19 protein-coding genes are annotated in these 23,803 nt (G+C 67.3%); 16 read left to right on the forward strand and 3 right to left on the reverse strand.

Annotation, left to right across the window (positions count from 1 at the left end):
* The first annotated feature begins 23 nt into the window (after window positions 1-23).
* From AC1PLS_RS03375 to hemC, 8 genes are all read left to right on the forward strand, one after another.
* Complete coding sequence (locus AC1PLS_RS03375) at window positions 24-1,511, forward strand: SulP family inorganic anion transporter (RefSeq protein WP_065032137.1); 1,488 nt, start codon at window positions 24-26, stop codon at window positions 1,509-1,511.
* 228 nt (window positions 1,512-1,739) lie between these two features.
* Entirely contained in the window at window positions 1,740-2,720 is a 981-nt protein-coding gene (locus AC1PLS_RS03380) for a GGDEF domain-containing protein (RefSeq protein ID WP_481104203.1), read from the forward strand.
* 146 nt (window positions 2,721-2,866) lie between these two features.
* Window positions 2,867-4,495 (forward strand): M28 family metallopeptidase, encoded by a 1,629-nt coding sequence (locus AC1PLS_RS03385; RefSeq protein ID WP_184615746.1) that lies wholly within the window; start codon window positions 2,867-2,869, stop codon window positions 4,493-4,495.
* Window positions 4,496-5,562: 1,067 nt separating this feature from the next.
* The gene (gene mdoH / locus AC1PLS_RS03390; protein WP_039811277.1) at window positions 5,563-7,500 is read left to right on the forward strand and encodes a glucans biosynthesis glucosyltransferase MdoH; all 1,938 of its coding nucleotides are present in this window, start codon (window positions 5,563-5,565) and stop codon (window positions 7,498-7,500) included.
* 176 nt (window positions 7,501-7,676) lie between these two features.
* Complete coding sequence (locus tag AC1PLS_RS03395; RefSeq protein ID WP_024937791.1) at window positions 7,677-8,342, forward strand: alpha/beta hydrolase; 666 nt, start codon at window positions 7,677-7,679, stop codon at window positions 8,340-8,342.
* A 4-nt stretch (window positions 8,343-8,346) separates the two neighbouring features.
* On the forward strand, window positions 8,347-9,399 hold the full coding sequence (locus AC1PLS_RS03400) for a sensor histidine kinase (RefSeq protein WP_024937790.1): 1,053 nt from the start codon (window positions 8,347-8,349) through the stop codon (window positions 9,397-9,399).
* Between the two features lie 32 nt (window positions 9,400-9,431).
* Window positions 9,432-10,163, forward strand: coding sequence for a LytR/AlgR family response regulator transcription factor (locus AC1PLS_RS03405; RefSeq protein WP_481104204.1), 732 nt, complete (start codon window positions 9,432-9,434; stop codon window positions 10,161-10,163).
* Window positions 10,164-10,275: 112 nt separating this feature from the next.
* Window positions 10,276-11,190 carry a hydroxymethylbilane synthase gene (gene hemC, locus AC1PLS_RS03410; protein WP_046345689.1) on the forward strand — a complete coding sequence of 305 codons (915 nt, stop codon included), beginning with the start codon at window positions 10,276-10,278 and terminating at the stop codon, window positions 11,188-11,190.
* 776 nt (window positions 11,191-11,966) lie between these two features.
* Here the strand turns inward: hemC and AC1PLS_RS03415 are convergent.
* A complete protein-coding gene (locus AC1PLS_RS03415) occupies window positions 11,967-12,767 on the reverse strand; it encodes a DUF481 domain-containing protein (RefSeq protein WP_024940220.1) in 801 nt (266 codons plus the stop codon).
* A 294-nt stretch (window positions 12,768-13,061) separates the two neighbouring features.
* Here AC1PLS_RS03415 and AC1PLS_RS03420 point away from each other — a divergent pair, with 294 nt between their 5' ends.
* Window positions 13,062-14,027 (forward strand): helix-turn-helix transcriptional regulator, encoded by a 966-nt coding sequence (locus tag AC1PLS_RS03420; protein ID WP_024940221.1) that lies wholly within the window; start codon window positions 13,062-13,064, stop codon window positions 14,025-14,027.
* Window positions 14,028-14,314: 287 nt separating this feature from the next.
* On the opposite strand, the gene AC1PLS_RS03425 is transcribed toward AC1PLS_RS03420, so the two are convergent.
* Window positions 14,315-14,884, reverse strand: coding sequence for a lipocalin family protein (locus AC1PLS_RS03425; RefSeq protein WP_039523352.1), 570 nt, complete (start codon window positions 14,882-14,884; stop codon window positions 14,315-14,317).
* A gap of 288 nt (window positions 14,885-15,172) precedes the next feature.
* Here AC1PLS_RS03425 and AC1PLS_RS03430 point away from each other — a divergent pair, with 288 nt between their 5' ends.
* Together AC1PLS_RS03430 and AC1PLS_RS03435 are read left to right on the forward strand one after the other, a co-directional pair.
* Complete coding sequence (locus AC1PLS_RS03430) at window positions 15,173-15,484, forward strand: hypothetical protein (RefSeq protein WP_024940223.1); 312 nt, start codon at window positions 15,173-15,175, stop codon at window positions 15,482-15,484.
* A 67-nt stretch (window positions 15,485-15,551) separates the two neighbouring features.
* On the forward strand, window positions 15,552-17,645 hold the full coding sequence (locus tag AC1PLS_RS03435) for a prolyl oligopeptidase family serine peptidase (protein ID WP_104608321.1): 2,094 nt from the start codon (window positions 15,552-15,554) through the stop codon (window positions 17,643-17,645).
* Between the two features lie 355 nt (window positions 17,646-18,000).
* Here AC1PLS_RS03435 and AC1PLS_RS03440 read toward each other — a convergent pair whose 3' ends face one another.
* Window positions 18,001-19,185, reverse strand: coding sequence for a pyridoxal phosphate-dependent aminotransferase (locus AC1PLS_RS03440; protein ID WP_184432201.1), 1,185 nt, complete (start codon window positions 19,183-19,185; stop codon window positions 18,001-18,003).
* Between the two features lie 109 nt (window positions 19,186-19,294).
* On the opposite strand from AC1PLS_RS03440, the gene AC1PLS_RS03445 reads away from it, so the two are divergent.
* The 5 genes from AC1PLS_RS03445 (at window position 19,295) to AC1PLS_RS03465 (ending at window position 23,774) form a co-directional block, all read left to right on the forward strand.
* Entirely contained in the window at window positions 19,295-21,409 is a 2,115-nt protein-coding gene (locus AC1PLS_RS03445) for a S9 family peptidase (protein ID WP_481104205.1), read from the forward strand.
* 161 nt (window positions 21,410-21,570) lie between these two features.
* Complete coding sequence (locus tag AC1PLS_RS03450; RefSeq protein WP_046345683.1) at window positions 21,571-21,969, forward strand: YbaN family protein; 399 nt, start codon at window positions 21,571-21,573, stop codon at window positions 21,967-21,969.
* A gap of 38 nt (window positions 21,970-22,007) precedes the next feature.
* Window positions 22,008-22,262: an LPS translocon maturation chaperone LptM gene (gene lptM / locus AC1PLS_RS03455; protein WP_184432198.1), complete on the forward strand. Its 255-nt coding sequence runs from the start codon at window positions 22,008-22,010 to the stop codon at window positions 22,260-22,262.
* Complete coding sequence (dapF, locus tag AC1PLS_RS03460; RefSeq protein WP_065032127.1) at window positions 22,252-23,103, forward strand: diaminopimelate epimerase; 852 nt, start codon at window positions 22,252-22,254, stop codon at window positions 23,101-23,103. Before lptM ends, dapF begins: the two co-directional genes overlap by 11 nt.
* Complete coding sequence (locus AC1PLS_RS03465) at window positions 23,103-23,774, forward strand: DUF484 family protein (protein WP_160955229.1); 672 nt, start codon at window positions 23,103-23,105, stop codon at window positions 23,772-23,774. Before dapF ends, AC1PLS_RS03465 begins: the two co-directional genes overlap by 1 nt.
* Window positions 23,775-23,803 lie beyond the last annotated feature (29 nt).

The following is a 23,803-nucleotide window of genomic DNA, read 5'->3' on the forward strand; positions in this document are numbered from 1 at the left end:
TTCTGTCCCCGGAGTGTCTTCCAATGTCCTTTCTGCGTGCCGAACTGGCGCAATGGCGCGCCTCGCCTGCGCGCGAACTGATGGCCGGTGCGGTCGCTACCTTTGCGCTGATTCCCGAAGTGATCGCCTTTGCGTTCGTGGCCGGCGTCGACCCGCAAGTGGGGCTGTTCGCGTCGTTCGTGATCGGGATTGTCATCGCGTTCTTCGGCGGCCGCCCAGCGATGATTTCCGCTGCGGCCGGGTCGGTGGCCCTGGTGGCCGCACCGCTGGTGGCCGCACACGGCCTGCCCTATTTGCTGGCGGCCGGGCTGCTGGCCGGTGCGGTGCAGATCCTGTTCGGTCTGCTGCGGCTGGGCGTGCTGATGCGCTTTGTCAGCAGTTCGGTGCGTACCGGCTTCGTCAATGCGCTGGCGGTGCTGATCTTCGCCGCGCAGCTGCCGCATCTGCAGCACGCCAACCTGGCCACCTGGGGCATGTTGGCGTTGGGCCTGCTCATCATCTACGGCCTGCCGCGGCTGCCGCTGCCGGGCGTGTCGGCGATTCCTTCGCCGCTGCTGTGCATCCTGGTGCTGACGGTGCTGGGATCAGCGTTGCACCTGCCACTGGAGACGGTGGCCGATCTGGGCAAGCTGCCCAACGCGCTGCCGGTCCTGCAATGGCCGGCGGTGCCGCTGACGCTGGAGACCTTGCGCATCATCGCCCTGCCGGCGCTGGCCATCGCGATGGTGGGGCTGCTCGAATCGCTGATGACCGCACGCGTGGTCGACGAACTCACCGACACCCCGAGCAACAAGAACCGCGAGTGCACCGGGCTGGGTCTGGCCAACACCGCTGCCAGCCTGTTCGGCGGCATCGCCGGCTGCGGCATGATCGGGCAGACCGTGGGCAACGTGAAATACGGCGGGCGCGGCCGTCTCTCCACCCTGTTCGCCGGGGTGTTCCTGCTGATCCTGATGGTGCTGCTCAAGCCGTGGGTCTCGCAGGTACCGGTGATCGCGCTGGTGGCGATCATGGTGATGGTCTCGGCCGAGACTTTCGACTGGCGTTCGCTGCGCACCGTGGTCACCCATCCGCGCACCTCCAGCGTGGTGATGCTGGCCACCGTGGCGGTGACCCTGGTCACCCGCAATCTGGCCGCCGGGGTGGCGGTGGGCGTGGTATTGAGCGGGGTGTTCTTCACCTTCAAGGTGGCCGGGCTGCTGCAGATCACGCACAGCGACGGCGACGACGGCGTGCGTACCTACCACGTGCGCGGGCAGGTGTTCTTCGCCTCGGCCGACGTGTTCATCGACGCCTTCGACGCGCGCCAGGTGCCCGGCCGCGCAGTGGTGATCGACGTCGGCCGCGCGCATTTCTGGGACATCACCGCGGTGGCGGCGCTGGACAAGGTGGTGCAGCGGCTGCGTCATCATGGGCTGGACGTCCAGGTCAAAGGGCTGAATGCCGGCAGCCGGCGCCTGATGCAGGCGCACGCGCTGGGCGACGATGCGCTGGAGTCCGCACTGCCGTAAGCGCGCTGGTGCGCCGGCCGGTCGTGCGCCTGCACATCCGTGTACGCCGGCTGGCCGTGCGCTGCGCCGGCCGGCGGGCGGACTCAAGTTCGCGCGTTCAGCGCCGATGAACCGGCATCGAGACTGCCGGTAACCCGTCGTGATGCCAGTGCGTTCCAGCCCGAGAGGTGTGCCCGCGTGCCGTGACCGGCGCTGCGGGCCTGCGTCTGCACGCGGGATGGTGCGGCAATGACCACGGCACCGTTGCTGGAACGCATGGTGGACCTGACCGCCATCCGCGATGCCGATCTGCTCGACCTGAGTCTGCTGCGCACCATGCGCGAGGTTTGCGCGTCCGAGGAACTGTCGTTGCTGCGCATCGCGCCGGATGGCCGCACCATGGCCGAAACGCGGCTGCGCGAGGATGGCCGGCTGTCGCTGACGGTAGCCGACATCCACGACGCGCAGATGCGCGCGCAACTGGCCGACCTGCACGGGCCGGGCGATGTGGTGCAGTTGCAGCAGGACGGCCGCGCGCTGCTGGTGTACCCGATGATGGAAGCACGCGGCATTCGCACCTGCCTGCGCGTGGGCGGCGCGCGCGCGCCCGGCGCTGCCGAGCAGGTGATGCTGCAGGGCTTTGCGCGCTTCTTCCAGAATTACCGCAGCCTGCTCGACGATGCCCAGCGCGATGCGTTGACCGGCCTGCGTAACCGCAAGACCTTCGACGATGTGATCCTGCGCCTGTTCGCCGGTGGTGCGGATGCGGCGGCCAGCGAAGGCGTGTGGCTGGGGATCGTCGACATCGATCACTTCAAGCGCGTCAACGACAGCTTCGGCCACCTGTATGGCGACGAGGTGCTGTTGCTGGTTGCGCAATTGATGCAGCGCTGCTTCCGTCAGGACGATCTGCTGTTCCGCTTCGGTGGCGAGGAGTTCGTGATCGTGTTGCGCGGCGTGGACCGCGACATCGCGGTGAGCCTGTTCGAGCGCTTCCGTGTAGCGGTGGCCGAGCAGGTGTTTCCGCAGGTCGGCAAGGTCACGCTCAGTACCGGCATCGTCGAGCTCACCGACGGACAGTTGATCAGCCAGCTGCTCGACGAGGCCGACAAGGCGCTGTACTGGGCAAAGCAGCACGGCCGCAATCGCACCGAGGTCTACGCCGAACTGGTGGCGAGCGGAAAGATGCAGCAGGTCGCCCAGCAGGTCGGCAGCGTCGACCTGTTCTGAGCGGCAGTGGCGCTGGCGCGACGGCGGGCATCGCCTGTCGTCGTGCATAGCCGATCGAACGCCGCAGTGGCTACACTCCAGGGCTGTTCGGACACTACCTGGGTGCTGCAGTGAAGCGAGTTGTTACCAAACGCGTTGCAATGGGAATGCTGGCGATGGCGGTCTCGACCGCACTGATGGCGGCGACGCCGAGCTTCGATGGCGCGCGCATCTCGCGCGACGTCAAGGAGCTGGCCTCCGATGCTTATGAAGGCCGCGGCCCGGCCACCGCCGGCGAAGAAAAGACCATTGCCTACCTGAGCAAGCAGTTCGCCGACGCCGGCCTGCAGCCGGGCGGCGACCTGACCGACGGCAAGCGCGGCTGGACCCAGGCGGTGCCGCTGCGCCGCGCCGATATCGTCGGCACGCCGACCATCGCCCTGCAGCACGCCGGCAAGCCGCAGGCGCTGACCCAGGGCAAGCAGATCGCCATCCGCGCCGCACTGGATGGCTCGTCCAAGGTCGACATCGCCAACGCACCGCTGGTGTTCGTCGGCTACGGCGTCAAGGCGCCGGAGCGTGACTGGGACGACTTCAAGGGCGTGGACCTGAAGGGCAAGATCGCGGTGGTGCTGATCAACGATCCGGATTTCGAAACCGGCAAGGGCGCCTTCGACGGTGCCGGCATGACCTACTACGGCCGCTGGACCTACAAGTACGAAGAAGGCGCCCGCCAGGGCGCGCTCGGCGTGCTGGTGGTGCACGAAACCGCGCCCGCCTCCTATGGCTGGGACACCGTGGCCAGCTCCAACACCAACACCATGTTCGACGTGGTGCGCGACAACCCGCGCGCCGCGCATCCCACCCTGGAAGGCTGGATCCAGCGCGATCTGGCCGCCGACCTGTTCAAGCAGGCCGGGCTGGATTTCGACACCTTGAAGAAGCAGGCGCAGACGCGCGGCTTCAAGCCGGTGGAACTCAAGGGCCAGGGACTGAGCGCCAGCTACCAGGTCAAATCCGACGTGATCACCTCGCACAACGTGGTTGCACGGCTGCCAGGCAGCACGCATCCGGATGAAACGCTGATCTACAGCGCGCATTGGGACCACATCGGCGTCGGCAAGCCGGACGCACGCGGTGACACCATCTTCAACGGCGCGCTGGACAATGCCAGCGGCACCGCCGCACTGCTGGAGCTGGCGCGCGGCTTTGCCGCCGGCCCCAAGCCGCAGCGCTCGGTGGTGTTCCTGGCGGTCACCGCCGAAGAAAAGGGCCTGCTGGGCTCGGAGTTCTACGCCTCCAAGCCGCTGTATCCGCTGGACACCACCGTGGCGGTGATCAACATGGACGGCATGAGCCCGTTCGTGCCATCGCGCGATTTCGGCATCTACGGCACCGCAAAACTCGAATTGCTCGATCAGCTCAAGACCGTCGCCGGCCAGTGGAAGCTGCGCTACACGCCCGATCCCAAGCCGCAGGCGGGGTACTTCTTCCGCTCGGACCATTTCTCCTTCGCCAAGCGTGGCGTGCCGGCGCTGTCCTACGCGGCCGGGCAGGATTGGGAAGTGGGCGGCGTGGCCGCGGGCAAGGCCGCCTCCGACGACTACACCGCCAAGCGCTATCACCAGCAGGGCGACGAGTGGAAGCCGGACTGGACCTTCGCCGGTGCGGCGCGCGATCTGGGCGTGCTGTACGCGCTGGGCCAGCAACTGGCCGATTCGCGCCAGTGGCCGAACTGGAGCAACGATTCGGAGTTCCGCGCCACCCGCGACGCCAGCGAGGCTGCGCGCAAGTAACACCGGCCGATACGGCGGCAGCGCTTCCATCAGGCGGCGCTGCTGTTGTTCGATGCGGCATGTGCGCATGCCGCCTCCTGCCTGCAGCCATGTGCCCGGTGCTTGCAGGTCTGGTCGGCTACCTCAAGGCCGAGGCCGCGGGCGTCTGCGCGCGCTCGGGTGCCACGCATGCGTCGCTCGCAGAGCGGCTGATAGGAGGGTTGGTCCCTTGGGCCAGTGCTCGCTCACGGGCGAGTGACAAAGGCGCAGAGCAGTTGATCTGCGGCCTGGCTGCAGACCCTTGCCCGCCCACCCTCGCGGGACACGCCGCAAGTACGTCCGTGTAGGCTCTTACGCGGCATCCATGCCGCGTAAGGTCCCGCGAGGGTGGGTGGACAAGGACCATCGGAGATGGCCGGTGGGCATGGTGCAAGCAAGGCACGATGCATTTAACGACGCGGCCTAACGTCCGATATCCATCGCTCGACCAACAGCTTTTCACCTGGCCACCGACCAACTCCCCGGTGCGGTGTCCTTGCCGGCGATTACAGGCGCAACGCAGCCTTCGTGCACTGCGCCCACGTGGGCCAAGCCCGACATCGCTTATTCCGATCCACCATGACGCGCGACAGAATGCCTTAGATGCGCTCAGCCCATCGCCTTGATCGCGCGCGCCGGCAGGCTGGCGCTGCAACCGATTGCAGGTCCTGGCACATCACTTGCAGTTGTCTGATATGACAGTGCGGTTTGCCGCCCGTGACAGCACGCGTGCCAGGCTGCAATCTGTTGGGGTAGCGTTCGGTCGCTGCGGCGTAGTCTGCCGCGCGGTCCTCGTCGGGTGGGGCGAAGACTGCAGCGCGGCCTTCGTTTCCTTTAACGGTCGATTCTTTAAGATGAGCCGCGACGTCATCGTCGCAGCCAGGAGAGCTTGTGCATCGGAGTGGTCTTAGAGCTGCCAATTCTGCGACGTGGTCCCGCACTGCCGGGCTCGCCCGGACTGCGGTGCATGCGGCGACGTCGCCACGCGTAGCGGGTAGGGATCTCCCGCGTCAGCCCACACTGCCGCGATCGTGCGGCGGGCAGCCTTGATGGACGGCACTGTGACTCTTTCCCCCGCACCAACCGATCTTCCCCCCGTTTCCGCCCTCGACGCCGGTCAGCCCACGCTGCCACCGGAAGCGCCGCTGGCCATGCCCGAGCAATCCCTGCGCGAAGGCCGTCTGCAGGTGCCGCATCAGCGCACCGCGCCGGTCGGCATCGGCGTGCGGCGCTTCTATCTGATCGGCGGTACCTTCGCCACCACCGCCGTGGCGGTGTGGGTGATGCTCAGCGTGCTGTGGCCCGATGGCCTCAGCGTGCTGGAAGGCTGCCTGCTCGGCCTGTTCGTGCTGCTGTTTGCCTGGATCGCGATGTCCTTCGCCAGCGCGGTGGCCGGTTTCGTCACCGTGGTGGCGCGCGCCGGACGCAAGCTCGGCATCGACCCGGAAGCGCCGCTGCCGACCCTGCACACGCGCACCGCGTTGCTGATGCCCACCTATAACGAAGACCCGCGCCGGCTGCTGGCCGGCCTGCAGGCAATCTACGAATCGGTGGCCGAAACCGGCCAGCTGGAGCATTTCGATTTCTTCGTGCTCAGCGATACCACCCGCGAACACATCGGCCGTGCCGAAGAACTGGTGTACAACGAGCTGTGCGACCGCGTCGACGGACACGGGCGCATCTTCTACCGCCGCCGCGCCGACAATGCCGCGCGCAAGGCCGGCAATGTCGCCGACTGGGTGCGCCGTTTCGGCGGCAACTACCCGCAGATGCTGATCCTGGACGCCGACAGCGTGATGACCGGCGACACCATCGTGCGGCTGGTCGCCGGCATGGAGAACAATCCGGACGTGGGCCTGATCCAGACCCTGCCGGCGGTGGTCAACGGGCAGACGCTGTTTGCCCGCATGCAACAGTTCGGCGGGCGCGTGTACGGGCCGATCATCGCCTTCGGCGTGGCCTGGTGGCATGGCGCCGAGAGCAACTACTGGGGCCACAACGCCATCATTCGCACCCAGGCCTTCGCCGATCACGCCGGCCTGCCGTCGCTGCGCGGGCGCAAGCCGTTCGGCGGGCATGTGCTCAGCCACGACTTCGTCGAGGCGGCGCTGATGCGGCGTGGCGGCTGGGCCATGCACATGGTGCCCTACCTGCAGGGCAGCTATGAGGAAGGCCCGCCCACGCTGACCGACCTGCTGATCCGCGACCGCCGCTGGTGCCAGGGCAACCTGCAGCACGCCAAGGTGGTCGGCGCCAAGGGCCTGCACTGGATCAGCCGCATGCACATGCTGATCGGCATCGGGCATTACTTCACTGCGCCGATGTGGGGCCTGCTGATGCTGATTGGCATCGGCATTCCGCTGGCCGGTGGCGGGATCGATCTGGCCGGCGACCTGCCGTTCTCGCCCGCCCGTTACTGGCATGGCAGCAGCCAGGGCAACGCGATCTGGATCTTCGTCTGCACCATGTTCGTGCTGCTGGCGCCCAAGCTGCTGGGCTACATCGCGCTGCTGCTCAACCCGCGCGAGCTGCGTGCCTGCGGCGGCGCCATCCGCGCGCTGCTGAGCATCCTGCTGGAAACGGTGCTGGCGGCGCTGATGGCGCCGGTGGTGATGTACCTGCAGTCGCGCGGCGTGTTCGAGGTGCTGGCCGGCAAGGATTCGGGTTGGGATGCGCAGGTGCGCGACGACGGCAAGCTGTCGTGGCCGGCGCTGTTGCGCAGCTACGGCGGGCTGACCGTGTTCGGCCTGTTTATGGGCGCGGTGGCCTATACGGTGTCGCCATCGCTGGCGGCCTGGATGGCGCCAGTGATCGTGGGCATGGCGGTGTCGATCCCGGTCGTGGCTGTGACCTCGTTGCGCCGCACCGGCCTGGCCCTGCGCCGCGCCGGCATCTTCTGCATTCCCGAAGAGCTCGATCCGCCCAAGGTGCTGGTGCGTGCTGCCGAGCTGCGCCGTGCCGCCGCACTGGAGCCGTCGCTGATCTGAGCGCGCAGGCGGCGCATGGCTGGATCGGTGCGCGTTGCGATCTGCGCGTCTGTCGCGCCGGGGCAGCGGCGCGCACCAAGCGGCGAGAACGGTCGGGCTGTCCGGCTCGGCCGGCCCGTGATCGGTCTGGCCGATGGCGCAAGGCATAATGCTCGGCCCGCAAGCGGAGCTGCACAATGCTGGAAGTGATCGAACGCGAGACCGGACCGAACCCGCAATGGACCGTGCTGTGGCTGCACGGCCTGGGCGCCGATGGCAGCGACTTCGCCCCGATGGTGCCGGAACTGGTGCGCCCGGACTGGCCGGCGCTGCGCTTCGTGTTTCCGCATGCGCCGATCCGCCCGATCACCATCAACAACGGCGTGCGCATGCGCGGCTGGTACGACATCGTCGGCATGGATTTCGCCACGCGCGCCGACAAGGCCGGCATCGCCGAATCGGTGGCCCAGGTCGAGGCACTGATCGCCCATGAGCAATCCCGCGGCATCGCCCCCGAGCGCATGCTGCTGGCCGGGTTCTCGCAAGGCGGCGCGGTGACCCTGGCGGTCGGGCTGCAGCGCAGCGTACCGCTGGCCGGGTTGATCGCCCTGTCCACCTATCTGCCCGAGCCGGCGGCGGCCGCCAGCCAGCTGCAGCCGGTCGCTGCCCGCCAACCTGTGTTCATGGCCCACGGCACCGCCGATCCGGTGGTGCCGTTCGGTGCCGGCCAGGCCAGCATGCAGACCCTGCGCACGCTCGGTTTCGAACTGGACTGGCACACCTACCCGATGGGCCACCAGGTCTGCCTGGAAGAAATCGAGGCCTTGCGCACCTGGATGCAGGCGCGCTTCACCGCCGCCTGAGGCCATGGCCCAGCACGCGCCCCAGACCGCCTGGATGCCGGACCTGTGCCGGCTGCCGCGGTTGGGCGCCATGCTGGGCCTGGCCGAACTGGTGGTGCTGGTGGTGACCCTGGTGCCCGACGCCGGTGCGGCGCGCAGTATCACCCTGTCGCGCTTTGTCTCTGCCAGCGGCCTGGCGCTATGGCTGGCGCTGGCGGTCAGCGTGCTGTTATGCGTCCTGCGGCCGGCGTTGTCGCGGCTGCCGCCACGGGTGGGCGGGCTGGCCGCGCTGTCGATCGCCGCGGTGGTGGCGATGCTCGGCGCCGGAATCGTGCACGCCCTGTACGCGGCGCTCGACCAGGCTCCGCTCGGTCCCCTGGTCGGCTTCTGGCGCTTCACCCTGGGCAGCGCGGCGACGGTGGTGCTGATCACCGCGCTGGCATTGCGCTACTTCTACGTCAGCGACCGCTGGGAAGCGCAGGTGCAGGCCAATGCGCGTGCCCAGGCCGATGCCTTGCAGGCACGCATCCGTCCGCATTTCCTGTTCAACAGCATGAATCTCATCGCCAGCCTGCTGCGCCGCGACCCGGTGGTAGCCGAGCAGGCGGTGCTGGACCTGTCGGATCTGTTCCGCGCCGCGCTCGGTGCCGGCGAAGGCATGTCCAGCCTGCGTGCCGAATGCGAACTGGCCGAACGCTACCTGGCGATCGAATCGCTGCGCCTGGGCGAGCGCCTGCAGGTGCGCTGGCACCGGCAGGAGCCGTTGCCGTGGGAGCTGCCGATGCCGCGCCTGGTGCTGCAGCCGCTGGTGGAAAACGCCGTGCTGCACGGCGTCTCGCGCATGCCCGAGGGCGGCACGCTGTACCTGTCGCTGCGCCAGCGCGGCAACCAGTTGCAGATCCGTATCGTCAATCCGGCCCCGCAGCCGGGCACCCAGTTGCCGCTGGTGGCCGGGGCCGGGCATGCCCAGGCCAGCATCTCGCACCGGCTGGCGTTCCAGTTCGGGGCCGGGGCACGGATGGCGGCCAGCTGGGCCGAGGGCTACTATGCCTGTGAGATCACATTGCCGCTGTCGTGACGGGGGAGTCGCTGCAGCGAAGGGGGATGTCCATGACGGCCACGCAAGTGCGGGTGCTGATCGCCGATGACGAGCCGCTGGCGCGCGAGCGCCTGCGCCTGCTGCTGGGCGAACATCCGCATGTCGAAGTGATCGGCGAGGCCGAAAACGGCCAGCAGGTGCTGCAGCAGTGCCATCACCTGCATCCGGACCTGGTGTTGCTGGACATCGCCATGCCCGGCGTCGACGGCCTGGAAACCGCGCGCCTGCTGCGCCAGAGCCAGCCGCAACCGGCGGTGGTGTTCTGCACCGCCTACGACCAGCATGCATTGTCGGCCTTCGATGCCGCCGCGCTGGACTACCTGATGAAACCGGTGCGCCCCGAACGCCTGGCCGCCGCACTGGAAAAGGTGGCCACCTTCCTGGCCGGGCGCACCCCCAGCGCCACGCCGCCGCCGTTGCGCACGCATCTGTGCGCACGCCTGCGCGGCAGCCTGCGGCTGATCGCCATCGGCGACATCCGCTACCTGCAGGCCGAGGAAAAGTACGTCATCGTCCACCACGCCCGCGGCGAGGACCTGATCGAAGAGTCGCTCAAATCGCTGGAAGACGAATTCGCCGACCGCCTGGTGCGCATCCACCGCAATTGCCTGGTCGCGCGCGCCGAGCTGGTGGAACTGCGCCGCAGCGGCGATGGCCAGGTGCACGCGGTGCTGCGCAACGTGCCGCACCCGCTGGAAGTGAGCCGCCGCTGCGTGGCCAGCCTGCGCGAGCAATTGCGTTAGGGCGTGACCTGTCACGTGTGGTGAGGTGCGTTGCTCGGTCGCGGCAATGTGCTGCGGGCGCCGGCGTGCGCTCCAGGTAGGAGTTACGCGCCCGGTCCGTGATAATGGCCCGATGACCACGCTCCGCATCGCTACCCGTAAGAGCCCGCTCGCCCTCTGGCAGAGCGAACACGTCGCCGCCGCGCTGCGCCAGCACCACCCCGGCCTGGAGGTCGCGCTGGTGCCGATGAGCACCCGCGGCGACGAGGTGCTGGACCGTTCGCTGGCCGCGATCGGCGGCAAGGGCTTGTTCCTGAAGGAGCTGGAGCTGGCGATGTTGCGCGGCGAGGCCGATTGCGCGGTGCATTCGCTCAAGGATGTGCCGATGGAGCTGGACGCACCCTTCGTGCTGCCGGCGATCATGGAGCGCGGCGATGCCGCCGATGCATTGGTGTCCAATCTCTACGCCAGCCTGCAGGCGCTGCCGCTGGGCGCCCGCGTGGGCACCTCCTCCTTGCGGCGTCAGGCGCAACTGCGCGCGGCCCGCCCGGATCTGGAATTGATCGACCTGCGCGGCAACGTCAACACCCGCCTGGCCAGGCTCGATAACGGCGGTTACGACGCCATCGTGCTGGCCTGCGCCGGCCTGCAGCGGCTGGGACTGGATGCGCGCATCACCGCGCGTCTGGACGTCCCGGACTGGCTGCCGGCACCGGCCCAGGGCGCGGTGGCGGTGGAGTGCCGTGGCGACGATGCGCGCATCCACGGCCTGTTGGCGGTGCTGGACGCCGGCCGCACGCGCGCCTGCGTGGAAGCGGAGCGGGCGATGAATCGCGCGCTGCACGGCAGCTGCCATGTGCCGGTGGCGGCATTCGCGCGTTGGGAAGGGCAGGGCCTGTTCCTGCAGGGCATGGTGGGCAGCGCCAGCGATGGACGCCTGATCCACGCCGAGGCGCACGGCAGCGCTGACGACACCGAGGCCCTCGGCCGCCTGGTCGCGCAAGGCCTGTTCGACAAGGGCGCCGCGCAACTGCTGGCCGAGCTGTAACGCGCCGTCGCGTCAGCCGGTAACACGACCGGTATCGACGCCAGCGCCCAGGCGCAACCTCCAGACCTGGCCGCGACGCACGCAATGCCCGCCCCCACGCAACCCCCGCTCTTCGTAGGAGCGGCCCCGGCCGCGAGAGGCTTTACCGGGAAAGCCCTTCGCGGCCAGGGCCGCTCCTACAGATTGCGGTTGCGTAGTCGAATGTCTGGGCCCATTGACCGCCGCGTCGCGCAGGGGCCTCTTCGGCAAAGGCGCGCTCTTCGTAGGAGCGGCCCCGGCCGCGAGAGGCTTTACCGGGAACGCCCTCGCGGCCAGGTCCGCTCCTACCGCTCGCGGTTGCGTAGTCGAATGTCTGGGCCCATTGACCGCCGCGTCGCGCGGGGCCTGTCCGGCAAGCTGCGCTCTTCGTAGGAGCGGCCCTGGCCGCGAGAGGCTTTCCCGGGAATGCCCTCGCGGCCAGGTCCGCTCCTACCGCTCGCGGTTGCGTATTCGAACGTATGGGCCCATTGACCGCCGCGTCGCGCGGGGTCTGTCCGGCAAGCTGCGCTCTTCGTAGGAGCGGCCCCGGCCGCGAGAGGCTTTACCGGGAAAGCCCTCGCGGCCAGGTCCGCTCCTACAGATTGCGGTTGCGTAGTCGAATGTCTGGGCCCATTGACCGCCGCGTCGCGCAGGGTCTGTCCGGCAAGCTGCGCTCTTCGTAGGAGCGGCCCCGGCCGCGAGAGGCTCTACCGGGAACGCCCTTCGCGGCCAGGTCCGCTCCTACCGCTTGCGGGTGTTTACTTGAACGTATAGACCAGGTTGACCGTGGTCAGGGTGTCGGTCTTCTTGTCGCCGTCGCTGACCTCGCTGTTGTGGCGCATCTGCCAGGCGGCCTTGAGCGCGAAGTGCGAGTTCATGCTGACCTGCACGCCGAAATCGTTCTGCGCGTAGGTGTTGTATTCGCCCGATTCCACCAGCAGCGTGTTGATCAGGTCGGTGTTGTCGGTGACGGTGTACTTGAGGTCGAACAGCCCGCGCCCGATCAGCCCGGTCTCGTTGCGGTCTTCGTCGCTGTTGTGCGCGCGCCGGATACCCGGGCCGATCTGCGCATCCAGGTAAAAGCGCTCGGCATCGATCAGGCGCGTGCCGTAACCGATACCGAAGGTGGCCAGGCGGTCGTAGGTGGCAAAGTCGTCGTGTTCGTAACGGCCGGTGGCGGTGAGCTGGCGGTGCTCGCCCAACTGCAGCGCGCTGCCGGCGCTGCCGGTGTAACGCTCGGCAGTGGTCTGGCGCTCGCGCGAGGTGCTGCCGTCGTCGTTGGTGTTGGTGTATTCGGAACTGGAGCGCAGCGCGGTGGCATCCAGGCTGTGGATCCAGTCGCCGTCGGTATAGCGCAGGCGGATCCGGCCATTGAGGCTGTCGGTGGTGCTGTTGCCGTGGGCGGCGGCATAGCCGAGCTCGCCACTGCTCCCGCCCCACGGCGACGGCATCACGGCTGCGGCAGGGTCCGCCGGGGCCGGTGCGACTGCCTGGGCCCAGACGGTGGGCGTGATCAACAATAGCGGCAGCAGGGCAGACAACGGGGCACGGCGGGACATGGGCGGCTCGCTTTGGAGGACAGGGGCGAAAGAGGGTGGAAGCGATTTCATGATAACGGACTGAGCGGCTGCGTCATGAGTAAGTGAACGCCGCGCTTCAGAAGGGGTTCGGGCGTCGGCTCGCGCAACGGCAGCGGATGGCGCGGCTACGCGCACCGCAACCCGGCCCGGCCTGCGCGCGCTGCCGGCCCGCGGCCCGCCCGCCCGCGCGCAGTGGTGGCGCCGATCCAGGCATGATTGCCGGTGTACAGCGACGCTCACCCTGCCACGCAAAGACTCGGACATAATCGACGCATGGACCGCTACGAACGCATCAACTCCCTGCATCGCTTGCTCAAATCGGCGCGCTACCCGGTCACGGTGGCGCGGCTGCAGGATGAGCTGAGCTGTTCCCGCGCAACCGTGTACCGCGACCTGGCGTTTCTGCGCGATGCGCTGATGGCGCCGGTGGAAGGCGACGGCGAATCGGGGTTCCGCTATCTCTCCGGCGAAAGCGACCGCTTCGAATTGCCCGGCCTGTGGCTGAGTTCGGAAGAGCTGCATGCGCTGCTGGCCTCCCAGCAACTGCTGGCGCGCACCGGTGGCGGAGTGTTGTCCTCGATGCTGGCGCCGCTGCAGCAACGCATCGAAGGGCTGCTGGCCGCTCAGGCCGGCGTGTCGCAATGGCCGGTGGACCGGGTGCGGGTGATTCCGCACCGCGGCCGCAAGCTGGACGAAGCCAGCTTCCGCACCGTGGCCTCCGGCGTGCTGGAGCGCAAGCAGCTGAGCTTCGACTACCGCGCCCGTTCCACCGACGAATCGACCAAGCGCACGGTGTCCCCGCAGCGTATCACCCACTACCGCGACAACTGGTACCTGGACGCCTGGGACCACGGCCGCGATGGCGTGCGCAGCTTTGCGGTGGACCGCATCAATCACGCACGCCTGCTCGAGAGCGTGCCGCGCGATGTGCCCGACAGCGAGCTGGACGAGCAGCTGGCAGCCAGCTACGGCATTTTTTCCGGCGCGCCCAAGGGCTGGGCGACCATCGTGTTCAGTGCCAAGGCCGCGCGCTGGGTCGCCGACGAGCACTGGCACTCCAAGCAGCAGGGCCGCTTTCTGGCCGATGGCCGTTACGAGCTCAAAGTGCCGTACAGCAACTCGCGCGAACTGCTGATGGACGTGCTGCATTACGGCTCGGATGCGGAAATCGTCGAGCCGGTCTCGCTGCGCGAGCAGGCCAAGGCACTGCTGTCGTTGGCCTTGAGCAATTACGACTGAGCGTGGCCGGGCCGTAGCGCGGGGCGCGAGTCGTCATGCGACAGGTGCCCGCGCGGTGAGGGTGCTGATTCGGCGCCCCCCGCGGCGTGCTGACTGATATGACCATCGTCGGTTGCGCGCGTCGGTGTTGTGCGCTGCGTCCGGAAACCGCGCCAGGAGGCTGGCACATGAAGTGGAGATCGGTGTCGGCCGCGACGCCGCGCGCCTGGTTTGCCCGACCGGCGCATCCAGTCGGCTGACGCCTGGAACAATCGACGCCGGCCGGGTAACCGACCGGCCTGCCAATGTCAGCGCTTGTTGGGCACTTCAAAGCCCAGGCGGTCCACCTGCTCGCGCAGCTGCGGCACGCGCTTGAGCTTGTCGGTGTAGATGGAATAGTCGTCGCGCATCTTGTCGACCAGCTTGCGGTACTGGTCGCGGCTCATGTCCGGCTTGCGCGCGAAGATCCAGGCCAGGTCGCGGCCGGGGTAGGAGATCAGCATCCACGAACCGTCCGGTGCGATTTCCAGGATACGCTGCTTGGCCGGGATGACCTTGTAGAACCATACCCGCCAGTCGCGGTTGCCGCTCTCGGCATCCACCGAGGCACGCGCGTTGACCTCTTTCTCCGGCTCGCCGAAGCCCTCGCGGTACACATAGCGCACCGCCACCTTGCCGTCTTCGACCAGGGTGTATTCGTCGCGGCTGGTGACATGGCCGCGCTCGACCGGGTTGGGCATGCGCGCGATCACGTACCAGGTGCCCATGATCTTGGACAGATCGACCGCCGGCTCGCTGGCAGGCGTGTCCTTGGCAGATGCCACGGGCAGGCCGAGGACGAACAGAAAAGCGAGGGCGATCGTAACGGTCAGGCGCATCGCAACATCACAAAGGGGCAGTTGGAGCAGCACACTACCGCATGCAGGGGGCAAGTTCGCGTCAACGGTCGGGTCTGGCGCACGCGGCTGCCTCAAACGTGGCAACCGGGCGCCCGGGACCGGGTGCGGAAGAGGGGGCCGTTGGTGGCCTGGCGGTGGTTATCGCGCTGCGGTGCCGGCACCCGGCAAGGCGGTCTCTCCGGTTTTCGCCGCTAGGTCGCAGCCGGTGAGATGGGCGAAGGCAATCCTGCCGGCCTGTTCTGATCCTTCCTGCCACGGAGTGCCGCCATGTCGATTCGTCCTTCCCGTCGTTCCGAACGTCCCGACCCGCGCGTGCTGCGCCCGGTCCGGCAGATCGCCCTGGCCGGCCTGGCCCTGGTGCTGGTGTGGCCAGCCGCGCGCGGCCACAGCGAGTGGATCGGCTGGCTGCCGCTGTGGCTGGTCGGCATGCCAATGCTGGCCTGGTGGAGCCTGCACCGGTTCGCGTTGCCGGCACTGGTGCGGCCCGGTGCGCGGCGCGGCGCGCCACGTCGGCGCGGGCCGCAGGCGCAACGCCGACGCAGCACGTCGCGTGCGGCGACACAGGCGCGCGCGGCCTGACCTTCGGCAGGGTCGGGCGGCGGAGGGCTATGCTACGTTCCCGGCGTTCGTTCTCCCGGAAACATTCATGTCCAAACTCGCCTCGATCTGCCTGGTTGCCGGTCTGATCACCGCTGGCGCCGTCTCTGCAGAGGAAACCGCCGTGTCCAACGATCCCTACGCCTGGCTGGAAGATGTTTCCGGCGCCAAGTCGCTGGACTGGGTCAAGGCCCAGAACGCCAAGACCGAGGCGCGCCTGGCCGCCACGCCGGCCTTCAAGCAGATGGAGACCAGCATCCGCGAAGTGCTGGATTCGGACGCGAAGATTCCCGGCGTGCAGAAGATCGGCGAGTACTACTACAACTTCTGGAAGGACAAGCAGCACGAGCGCGGCCTGTGGCGGCGCACCACGCTGGACGAATACCGCAAGCCGGCGCCCAAGTGGGAAACGGTGCTGGACCTGGATGCGCTCAACAAGGCCGAAGGCGAGAACTGGGTCTGGCACGGCGCCGACTGCCTGCGCCCGAATTACCAGCGCTGCCTGATCGCGCTGTCGCGCGGCGGCGCCGATGCCGATGTCACCCGCGAGTTCGACCTGGCCGGCAAGCAGTGGGTCAAGGACGGCTTCTTCCGCCCCGAATCCAAGGGCGGGCTGGGCTGGATCGACCAGGACACCGTCTACGTGTTCACCGATTTCGGTGCCGGCACAATGACCAGCTCCGGCTATCCGCGCATCGCCAAGCAGTGGAAGCGCGGCACTCCGCTCAGCGCCGCCACGGTGGTGTACGAGGGCAAGCCGACCGACATGTACATCGCCGCGATGCACGACGACACGCCCGGATTCGAGCGCGATTTCGTCAGCCGCACGCTGGCCTTCTACAACGAGGAGCTGTATCTCAAGGGTGCCGACGGCAAGCTGGTCAAGGTGGATGCGCCCAACTCGGCCAGCAAGTCGGTCAAGCGGCAATGGCTGACCCTGGAACTGCGCGAACCCTGGACCGTGGCCGGCAAGACCTACAAGGCCGGCTCGCTGCTGGCGACGCGCTTTGACGACTTCATGGCCGGCAAGCGCAGCTTCGATGTGCTGTTCGAGCCCACCGACAGCACCTCGCTGGCAGGTATCGCCTGGACGCGTTCGCACCTGGTGTTGAACGTGCTGGAAGACGTCAAGAACCGCCTGAGCGTGATCACGCCTGGGCAGGATGGCTGGAAGAAGAGCGCCTTCGTCGGTGCGCCGGCGTTCGGCACCGTCGACGTCAGCGCGGTGGACAGCGACGACAGCGACGCGCTGTGGTTGACCGTTACCGACTACCTGACCCCGACCACCTTGTCGTGGGTGGAGGTGGGCACCGCGCCGCAGCCGCTCAAGGCCATGCCGGCGTTCTTTGATGCCGGCAAGGACAGCATCGAGCAGCACTTTGCCACCAGCAAGGACGGTACCCGCGTGCCGTATTTCCTGGTGCGCCCCAAGGCGTTGAAGCTCGATGGCAGCGCGCCGACCCTGCTGTACGGCTATGGTGGTTTCGAGATTTCGATGACGCCCAATTATTCCGGCGGACTGGGCCGCGCCTGGTTGGAAAAGGGCGGCGTCTACGTGGTGGCCAACATTCGCGGCGGTGGCGAATACGGCCCGCGCTGGCACCAGGCCGCGCTCAAGCAGAACCGCCACAAGGCCTACGAAGACATGGCTGCGGTGGCCAAGGACCTGGTCGCGCGCAAGATCACCTCGACCAGGCATCTGGGCGTGCAGGGCGGCAGCAATGGCGGCCTGATGACCGGCAACATGCTGACCCAGTATCCGGAGCTGTTCGGCGCGGTGGTGGTGCAGGTGCCGCTGCTGGACATGAAGCGCTACAGCCATCTGCTGGCCGGTGCCTCGTGGATGGCCGAATACGGCAACCCGGACACCGACGACTGGAAGTTCATCCAGACCTTCTCGCCGTACCACCTGTTCGACCCGGGCAAGACCTATCCGCCGGTGATCTTCCTGACCTCCACGCGCGACGACCGCGTGCATCCGGGCCACGCGCGCAAGATGGCCGCCAAGATGATCGAGGCCGGCAAGGACGTGACCTATTACGAGAACATCGAAGGCGGCCACGGCGGCGCGGCCAACAACGCACAGGCCGCACACATGGCGGCGCTGGCCTACAGCTTCCTGTGGGAGCGGCTGGCGGATTGAGTTGCCGACCCAAGGCAGCTCGGTAATTCGAGTTGTCTTGATCAGGTGCTGCGTTGAAGAAAGCTCTGGGCCGAATGGTCCAGGGCTTTTTTATTGGTTCCGTCTCCCATCGGGAGAAGGTGCCCGAAGGGCGGATGAGGGTACGCGCGCACGCCACGGGCTACGCCCAGCAGGGCGCCCTTGCGGCCACGCGCGGCTGCGGCGCTGGTCTCGCTTCAGGTCGAGCCAAACCACAAACGGCAGTGCAAAAGCAGCGGCAAATCGCAGTCGTGGCTGTTACATCAAGGCAGTGAACCTGCGGCCACGTCCAGGCGCTGCTCGACGAGATGCGCCGTGCGCACTGGCGCTGGTTCGATCAAAGACGTTGCAAACCCCGTGCAATCCGTTCTACCGCCTGCTCGAGGCGCGGCAGGCTTTGCGTATAGGCGATGCGGACATGCTGGTTGGCGCGGTGGTGGCCGAAGTCGATGCCGGGGGTGAAGGCGACATGCTCGGTTTCCAGGAAATGCGCGCAGAAGGCCTGGGCATCGTCCGAGAATGCGCTGATATCGGCATACAGGTAGAACGCACCCTGCGGTTCGACGGCGATGTTCAAGCCCAGTGCACGCAGCGCGGGCAGCAGATAGTCGCGGCGTTGCTGGAACTCGGCGCGGCGGGCTTCGAAGATGGCGATGCTGTCGGGCGTGAAGCAGGCCAGTGCGGCGTGCTGGGCGATCGTCGAGGCGCTGATGTAAAGATTCTGCGCGAGTTTCTCCAGCTCCGGCACCGCTGCGGGCGGGGCGACCAGCCAACCCAGGCGCCAGCCGGTCATGCCGAAGTACTTGGAAAAACTGTTCAGCACGAAGGCGCTGTCGTCCACTTCCAGCACGCTGTGCGCATCCATGCCGTAGGTCAGGCCGTGGTAGATCTCGTCCACCACCAGGTGGCCGCCGCGCGCATGCAGCGCCTGTGACAAGCCGGCCAGTTGCGAGCGCGGCAGCACGCTGCCGGTGGGATTTGCCGGCGAGGCGACCAGCGCGCCGACGCTGTCGGCGTTCCAGCAGGCGTCGATCAGGCCTGGCGTCAGTTGGTAATCGGTGTCTGCGCCGACCGGCACCAGTTGCGCGGCGCCTTCGACCAGGCGCAGGAAATGCCGGTTGCACGGATAGCCGGGGTCGGCGAGCAGCCAGTGTTTGTCCGGGTCGACCAACAGGCTGCTGGCCAGCAGCAATGCGCCGGAGCCGCCAGGAGTGACCAGGATGCGTTCCGGATCGATAGCGCAGCCGTACCGCTGCGCGTAAAACCCGGCGATGGCGGCGCGCAGCGCGGGCAGGCCGCGGGCGGCCGTGTAGCGGGTGTGTCCGGCCGCCAGTGCGGCCTGTCCGGCCGCGACGATCGGTGCGGCGGTGGTGAAATCCGGTTCGCCGATCTCCAGGTGGATCACATCGTGGCCGGCCTGTTCCAGCGCATTGGCGCGCGCCAATAGTGCCATCACATGAAACGGCGCGATGTCCTGGCTGCGGCGGCTGTAGCGGGGGGCATGCGAATGTAGGGAGTCCATACCGAAGAGGATAGAGCAGCATGACCTCGGGCACATGACGCTCCCGGCCGGCCTCTTCCACACTCGGGCGCTGGGATGGCATTGCGTTCATCCAACGGACCCCAATCTGATGAAGCCTGTCCTCACCTTTCTGATCGCCAGCCTGATGACCACATCTGTTCCCTCCGCCTTCGCAGCTCTCCCGTCGCCGCCGGACGTGGCCAAGCGTCCGCATGTGGTCAAGGCCCCGTTCGGCGCCACCCGCAGCGACGACTACTACTGGCTGCGCGACGACAAGCGCGAGGACAAGGCGATGCTGGCCTACCTCAACGCCGAGAACGCCTACACCGACACGGTGATGGCGCCGCTCAAGCCGCTGGAAGACGCGCTGTATACCGAGATCGTCGGGCGCATCAAGCAGGATGACGCCAGCGTGCCGTATCGCGAGCGTGGCTACTGGTATTACACGCGCTTCGAGGCCGGCAAGGACTACCCGATCCAGGCGCGCCGCAAGGGCAACATGGATGCGCCGGAACAGATCCTGCTCGACGTCAACCAGATGGCGCAGGGCAAGGGCTACTTCAGCGTCGGCGATGCGGAAGTGAGCCAGGACAATCGCATCCTGGCCTGGGCCGACGATGCGGTGGGACGTCGCCAGTACACGATCCGCTTCAAGAACTTGGATACCGGCGAGATCTACCCCGATACGGTGGAAGGCGTGTCGGCCAACGTGGTCTGGGCCGACGACAACAAGACCCTGTTCTATGTCGAGAACGATCCGGAAACGCTGCTCACCGTGCGGGTGAAGAAACACGTGCTGGGCACGCCCTCCAAGGACGACGTACTGGTCTACGAGGAGAAGGACGACAGCTTCTACATGGGCATCGGCCGTACCCGCGACGACAAGTACATCACCATCGGCGTGGAAAGCACGGTGTCGTCGGAGACGCGTTATGCGCCGGCCGACAATCCCGAGCGGTTCACTCTGCTGGCCAAGCGCGAGCGCGATGTCGAATATCACCCCGAGCATTTCGATGGCCGTTGGGTGATCCGCACCAATGCCGATGGCGCCAAGAATTTCAAGCTGGTGACCGCACCCACCGATGCGACCACGCGCAAGCAGTGGACCGACTGGGTGGCGCACGATGACAAGGTCTATATCGAAAACTTCGAGCTGTTCGACGGGTTTACCGCGATCGAAGAGCGCTCCGGCGGGCTGGAACGCGTACGCCTGCTCAAGGGTGATGGCAGTCATGAGTACGTCAAGGCGGATGAGCCTGCGTATTCGATGGGCCTGGCGGTCAATTCCGAGCCGGACACCGCGTGGTTGCGTTACAGCTATACCTCGCTGACCACGCCGGCAACGACGTACGAACTCAATACGCAGACTGGCGAGCGCAAGTTGCTCAAGCAGCAGCCGGTGATCGGTTACGACGCCGGCAAGTACGTCACCGAGCGCGCCTGGGTGAGCGCGCGTGACGGCGTCAAGGTGCCGGTGTCGCTGGTCTACAAGCGCGGCTTCAAGAAGGACGGCACTGCGGCGTTGTTCCAGTACGCCTACGGCAGCTACGGCATGTCGATGGACCCGGCGTTCAACCTGCCGGCGATCAGCCTGCTGGACCGTGGCGTGGTGTATGCCATCGCGCACATCCGCGGCGGCCAGGAAATGGGCCGCCAGTGGTACGACGACGGCAAGCTGCTGCACAAGAAGAACACCTTCACCGACTTCATCGACGTCACCCGCGGCCTGGTGGAACAGGGCTATGCCGCCAAGGATCGCGTCGCCGCCTCCGGCGGCAGCGCCGGTGGGTTGCTGATGGGCGCGGTGGCCAACATGGCCCCGCAGGACTATCGCGTGATGGTCGCGCAGGTGCCTTTCGTCGACGTGGTCACCACCATGCTCGATGCCAGCATCCCGCTCACCACCAACGAATACGACGAGTGGGGCAACCCGGAAAAGAAGGCCTATTACGATTACATGCTGTCCTACTCCCCGTACGACAACGTGACCAGGCAGGCCTACCCGGCCCTGTTCGTCGGCACCGGTCTGTGGGATTCGCAGGTGCAGTACTGGGAGCCGGCCAAGTGGGTGGCCAAGCTGCGCGACGACAACACCGGTACCCAGCCGATCGTGTTCCGCACCAACATGGAAGCCGGCCACGGCGGCAAGTCCGGCCGCTTCCGCCGTTACCGCGAACTCGCCGAGTCCTATGCGTTTGTGCTGGATCAGCTCGGGGTCAAGTAGTTGAGGGGCGGGGATTGGGGAGTCGGGATTCGGGATTCGTAAGCAGGCCCCCACCATCCCCGCGTGCAGACGTCCCCTCATCCGCCCTTCGGGCCCCTTCTCCCGGTGCGAGAAGGGGATGCCCGGACCATCTCGGCGCCCGCTGGCCGTATCATTTACCCATGACGCGACCGACTCGATTCCGCTGGGCCTGGTGGTTGCTGGCCTACGCCAGCCTGGCGACCGGCATCGTCGGTATCTTCGTGCCCGGCCTGCCGACGACCGTGTTCATCCTGATTTCCGCCTGGGCCGCCTCGCACGGCTCCGAGCGTCTGCACAACTGGCTGCTCTCGCACCCGCGCTTCGGCCCGGCGATCGTCGAGTGGCAGACCTATCGCGCGGTCAGCCGCAAGGCCAAGTGGATGGCCACGCTCACCATGACCGTCTGCGCCGGCATCATGCTGTGGTGCGTGCCGGTGTTCTGGGTCAAATGCCTGTCGATCGGCAGCATGGCGGTGGTGGCGATCTGGCTGTGGCTGCGTCCCGAGCCGCCACCGCGCGCGCTGCCCGCTGCGCATTGAGCGCACGGCAGTCAGGGTGTTCTGGCTATACTTCGGCCATGAGCATCATGTCCCGACCGTCTGTTCGTCTCGCACTGGTTGGTGCGACCTTTGTCCTGCTTGCCGCCTGCGGCAACAAGGGCCCGCTGGTGATGCCGCAGAAGCCTGTGCCGGTGGAAGCCCAGCCGGTGCTGCAGCCGCCGGATGCGCCGCAACCGCTGGATGAGTCTTCGCCCGCGCCTGCGCCGGTGAACACCGATACGCAGCCCGCATCCACCACCGACCAGCCCGCTAGCAGCGGCAATGAGCGCTGACGGCCGCAGCGGGCGTCTGCGTTTCACCAAAATGCATGGCGCCGGCAACGATTTCGTGCTGCTGGACCTGCGCGACGGCACGCCGCCGCCGGATGCTGCGCTGGCCGCACGCCTGGCCGATCGCCATTTCGGGGTGGGCTGCGACCAGATCCTAACCATCGAACCCCCGCGCAGCAGCGAGGCGGTGGCCGCGTACGGCATCTGGAATTCCGACGGCTCGGCCGCGCGCCAATGCGGCAACGGCGCGCGCTGTGTGGCGGCCTGGCTGGTGCGCGACGGCACCGCGCAGGGCGATGACTTCGTCATCGATAGCCCGTTCACCTCCCACCGCGTGCAGCGTCTGGACGCCGGCACCTATGCGGTGGCGATGGGCGTGCCGCAGTTCGAGCCCACGCAGATCCCGCTGGCCGGCTTTGCGCATGCGCGCGAGGAATACGCGCTGCCGGTGCATGGCGAAACCGTGCGCTTTGGCGCGGTGTCGATGGGCAACCCGCATGCCGTGGTGGAAGTGGGGCGGGTGGAGGCGGCGCCGGTGGAACGCGTCGGCGGCCTGTTGCAGCAGAACGCCGCGTTCCCCGATTCGGTCAACGTCGGCTTCGTGCAGGTGGTCGACCCGACGCATGTGCGCCTGCGTGTGTTCGAACGCGGCGTCGGCGAAACCCTGGCCTGCGGCAGCGGTGCCTGCGCGGCGGCGGTGGTGCTGATGCAGCGTGGCCGTGTCGAGCGCGACGTGCAGGTGTCCTTGCCCGGCGGCGAGCTGCGCATCCGTTGGGCCGGCGAACAACAGGACGTCGTGATGTCCGGTCCGGCCGTGTTCGTCTTCGATGGAGAGTGGAACTGATGAGCGAGAACACGGATAAATTCAGCGCGCACGAAGTGGCAACCTGGTTGCGGCGCCACCCGACCTTCCTCAAGCAGTTCCCGGATCTGGCGGTGAGTCTGCTGGTGCCGCGCGACGACGGCCCCACCGCCTCGCTGGCCACCTATCAGCTGGAAGTGCTGCGCGACAAGAACCGCGAGCTGTCGCGGCGCCTGCACGAGCTTGGCCACAATGCGCAGGACAACGAGCGCCTGGCGGTACGCACGCATCAACTGACCCTGGCGCTGATGCGCCAGACCAGCGCGGCCGACACGCTCAAGGCGATGGCCGCCTCGCTGGCGGAAGATTTCAATGGCGAACTGGTGCGGCTGGTGTTGCTCAAGCCGGTCACCGGCCTGGAGGCCGACTGGCTGCAGGTCATCGCCGCCGACGATGCGCGGCTTGCCCCGTTCCGCGATTGCCTGAGCGACGGCGAGCCGATCTGCGGCCGCCTGCAGGCGGAAAAACACGCGCTGCTGTACGCCGACCAGGCTGCCAACGTGCAATCCACCGCGCTGCTGCCGTTGCCCGGCATCGGGCTGATTGCAGTCGGCAGCAGCGACGCCAATCGTTTCTATCCCGGCATGGGCACCTTGTTCCTGCGCATGATGGGCGAGTCCCTGGGCGTGGCCTTGCAGCGCTTCGACACATGATGCGCCGTGCAGGGTGCGCCGATGCGTGC

The organism is Xanthomonas sp. NCPPB 3218, from assembly GCF_056725185.1.

Bases quoted from the DNA above. Each gene is read 5' to 3' on its own strand.
- AC1PLS_RS03425 (WP_039523352.1), bottom strand. From the start codon at position 14,884: ATGCGCCTGACCGTTACGATCGCCCTCGCTTTTCTGTTCGTCCTCGGC.
- AC1PLS_RS03450 (WP_046345683.1), top strand. From the start codon at position 21,571: ATGACGCGACCGACTCGATTCCGCTGGGCCTGGTGGTTGCTGGCCTAC.
- AC1PLS_RS03380 (WP_481104203.1), top strand. From the start codon at position 1,740: ATGACCACGGCACCGTTGCTGGAACGCATGGTGGACCTGACCGCCATC.
- AC1PLS_RS03405 (WP_481104204.1), top strand. From the start codon at position 9,432: ATGACGGCCACGCAAGTGCGGGTGCTGATCGCCGATGACGAGCCGCTG.
- AC1PLS_RS03375 (WP_065032137.1), top strand. From the start codon at position 24: ATGTCCTTTCTGCGTGCCGAACTGGCGCAATGGCGCGCCTCGCCTGCG.
- lptM (WP_184432198.1), top strand. From the start codon at position 22,008: ATGAGCATCATGTCCCGACCGTCTGTTCGTCTCGCACTGGTTGGTGCG.
- mdoH (WP_039811277.1), top strand. From the start codon at position 5,563: ATGGACGGCACTGTGACTCTTTCCCCCGCACCAACCGATCTTCCCCCC.
- hemC (WP_046345689.1), top strand. From the start codon at position 10,276: ATGACCACGCTCCGCATCGCTACCCGTAAGAGCCCGCTCGCCCTCTGG.
- AC1PLS_RS03400 (WP_024937790.1), top strand. From the start codon at position 8,347: ATGGCCCAGCACGCGCCCCAGACCGCCTGGATGCCGGACCTGTGCCGG.
- dapF (WP_065032127.1), top strand. From the start codon at position 22,252: ATGAGCGCTGACGGCCGCAGCGGGCGTCTGCGTTTCACCAAAATGCAT.
- AC1PLS_RS03445 (WP_481104205.1), top strand. From the start codon at position 19,295: ATGAAGCCTGTCCTCACCTTTCTGATCGCCAGCCTGATGACCACATCT.
- AC1PLS_RS03465 (WP_160955229.1), top strand. From the start codon at position 23,103: ATGAGCGAGAACACGGATAAATTCAGCGCGCACGAAGTGGCAACCTGG.
- AC1PLS_RS03385 (WP_184615746.1), top strand. From the start codon at position 2,867: ATGCTGGCGATGGCGGTCTCGACCGCACTGATGGCGGCGACGCCGAGC.
- AC1PLS_RS03435 (WP_104608321.1), top strand. From the start codon at position 15,552: ATGTCCAAACTCGCCTCGATCTGCCTGGTTGCCGGTCTGATCACCGCT.
- AC1PLS_RS03415 (WP_024940220.1), bottom strand. From the start codon at position 12,767: ATGTCCCGCCGTGCCCCGTTGTCTGCCCTGCTGCCGCTATTGTTGATC.
- AC1PLS_RS03395 (WP_024937791.1), top strand. From the start codon at position 7,677: ATGCTGGAAGTGATCGAACGCGAGACCGGACCGAACCCGCAATGGACC.
- AC1PLS_RS03430 (WP_024940223.1), top strand. From the start codon at position 15,173: ATGTCGATTCGTCCTTCCCGTCGTTCCGAACGTCCCGACCCGCGCGTG.
- AC1PLS_RS03440 (WP_184432201.1), bottom strand. From the start codon at position 19,185: ATGGACTCCCTACATTCGCATGCCCCCCGCTACAGCCGCCGCAGCCAG.
- AC1PLS_RS03420 (WP_024940221.1), top strand. From the start codon at position 13,062: ATGGACCGCTACGAACGCATCAACTCCCTGCATCGCTTGCTCAAATCG.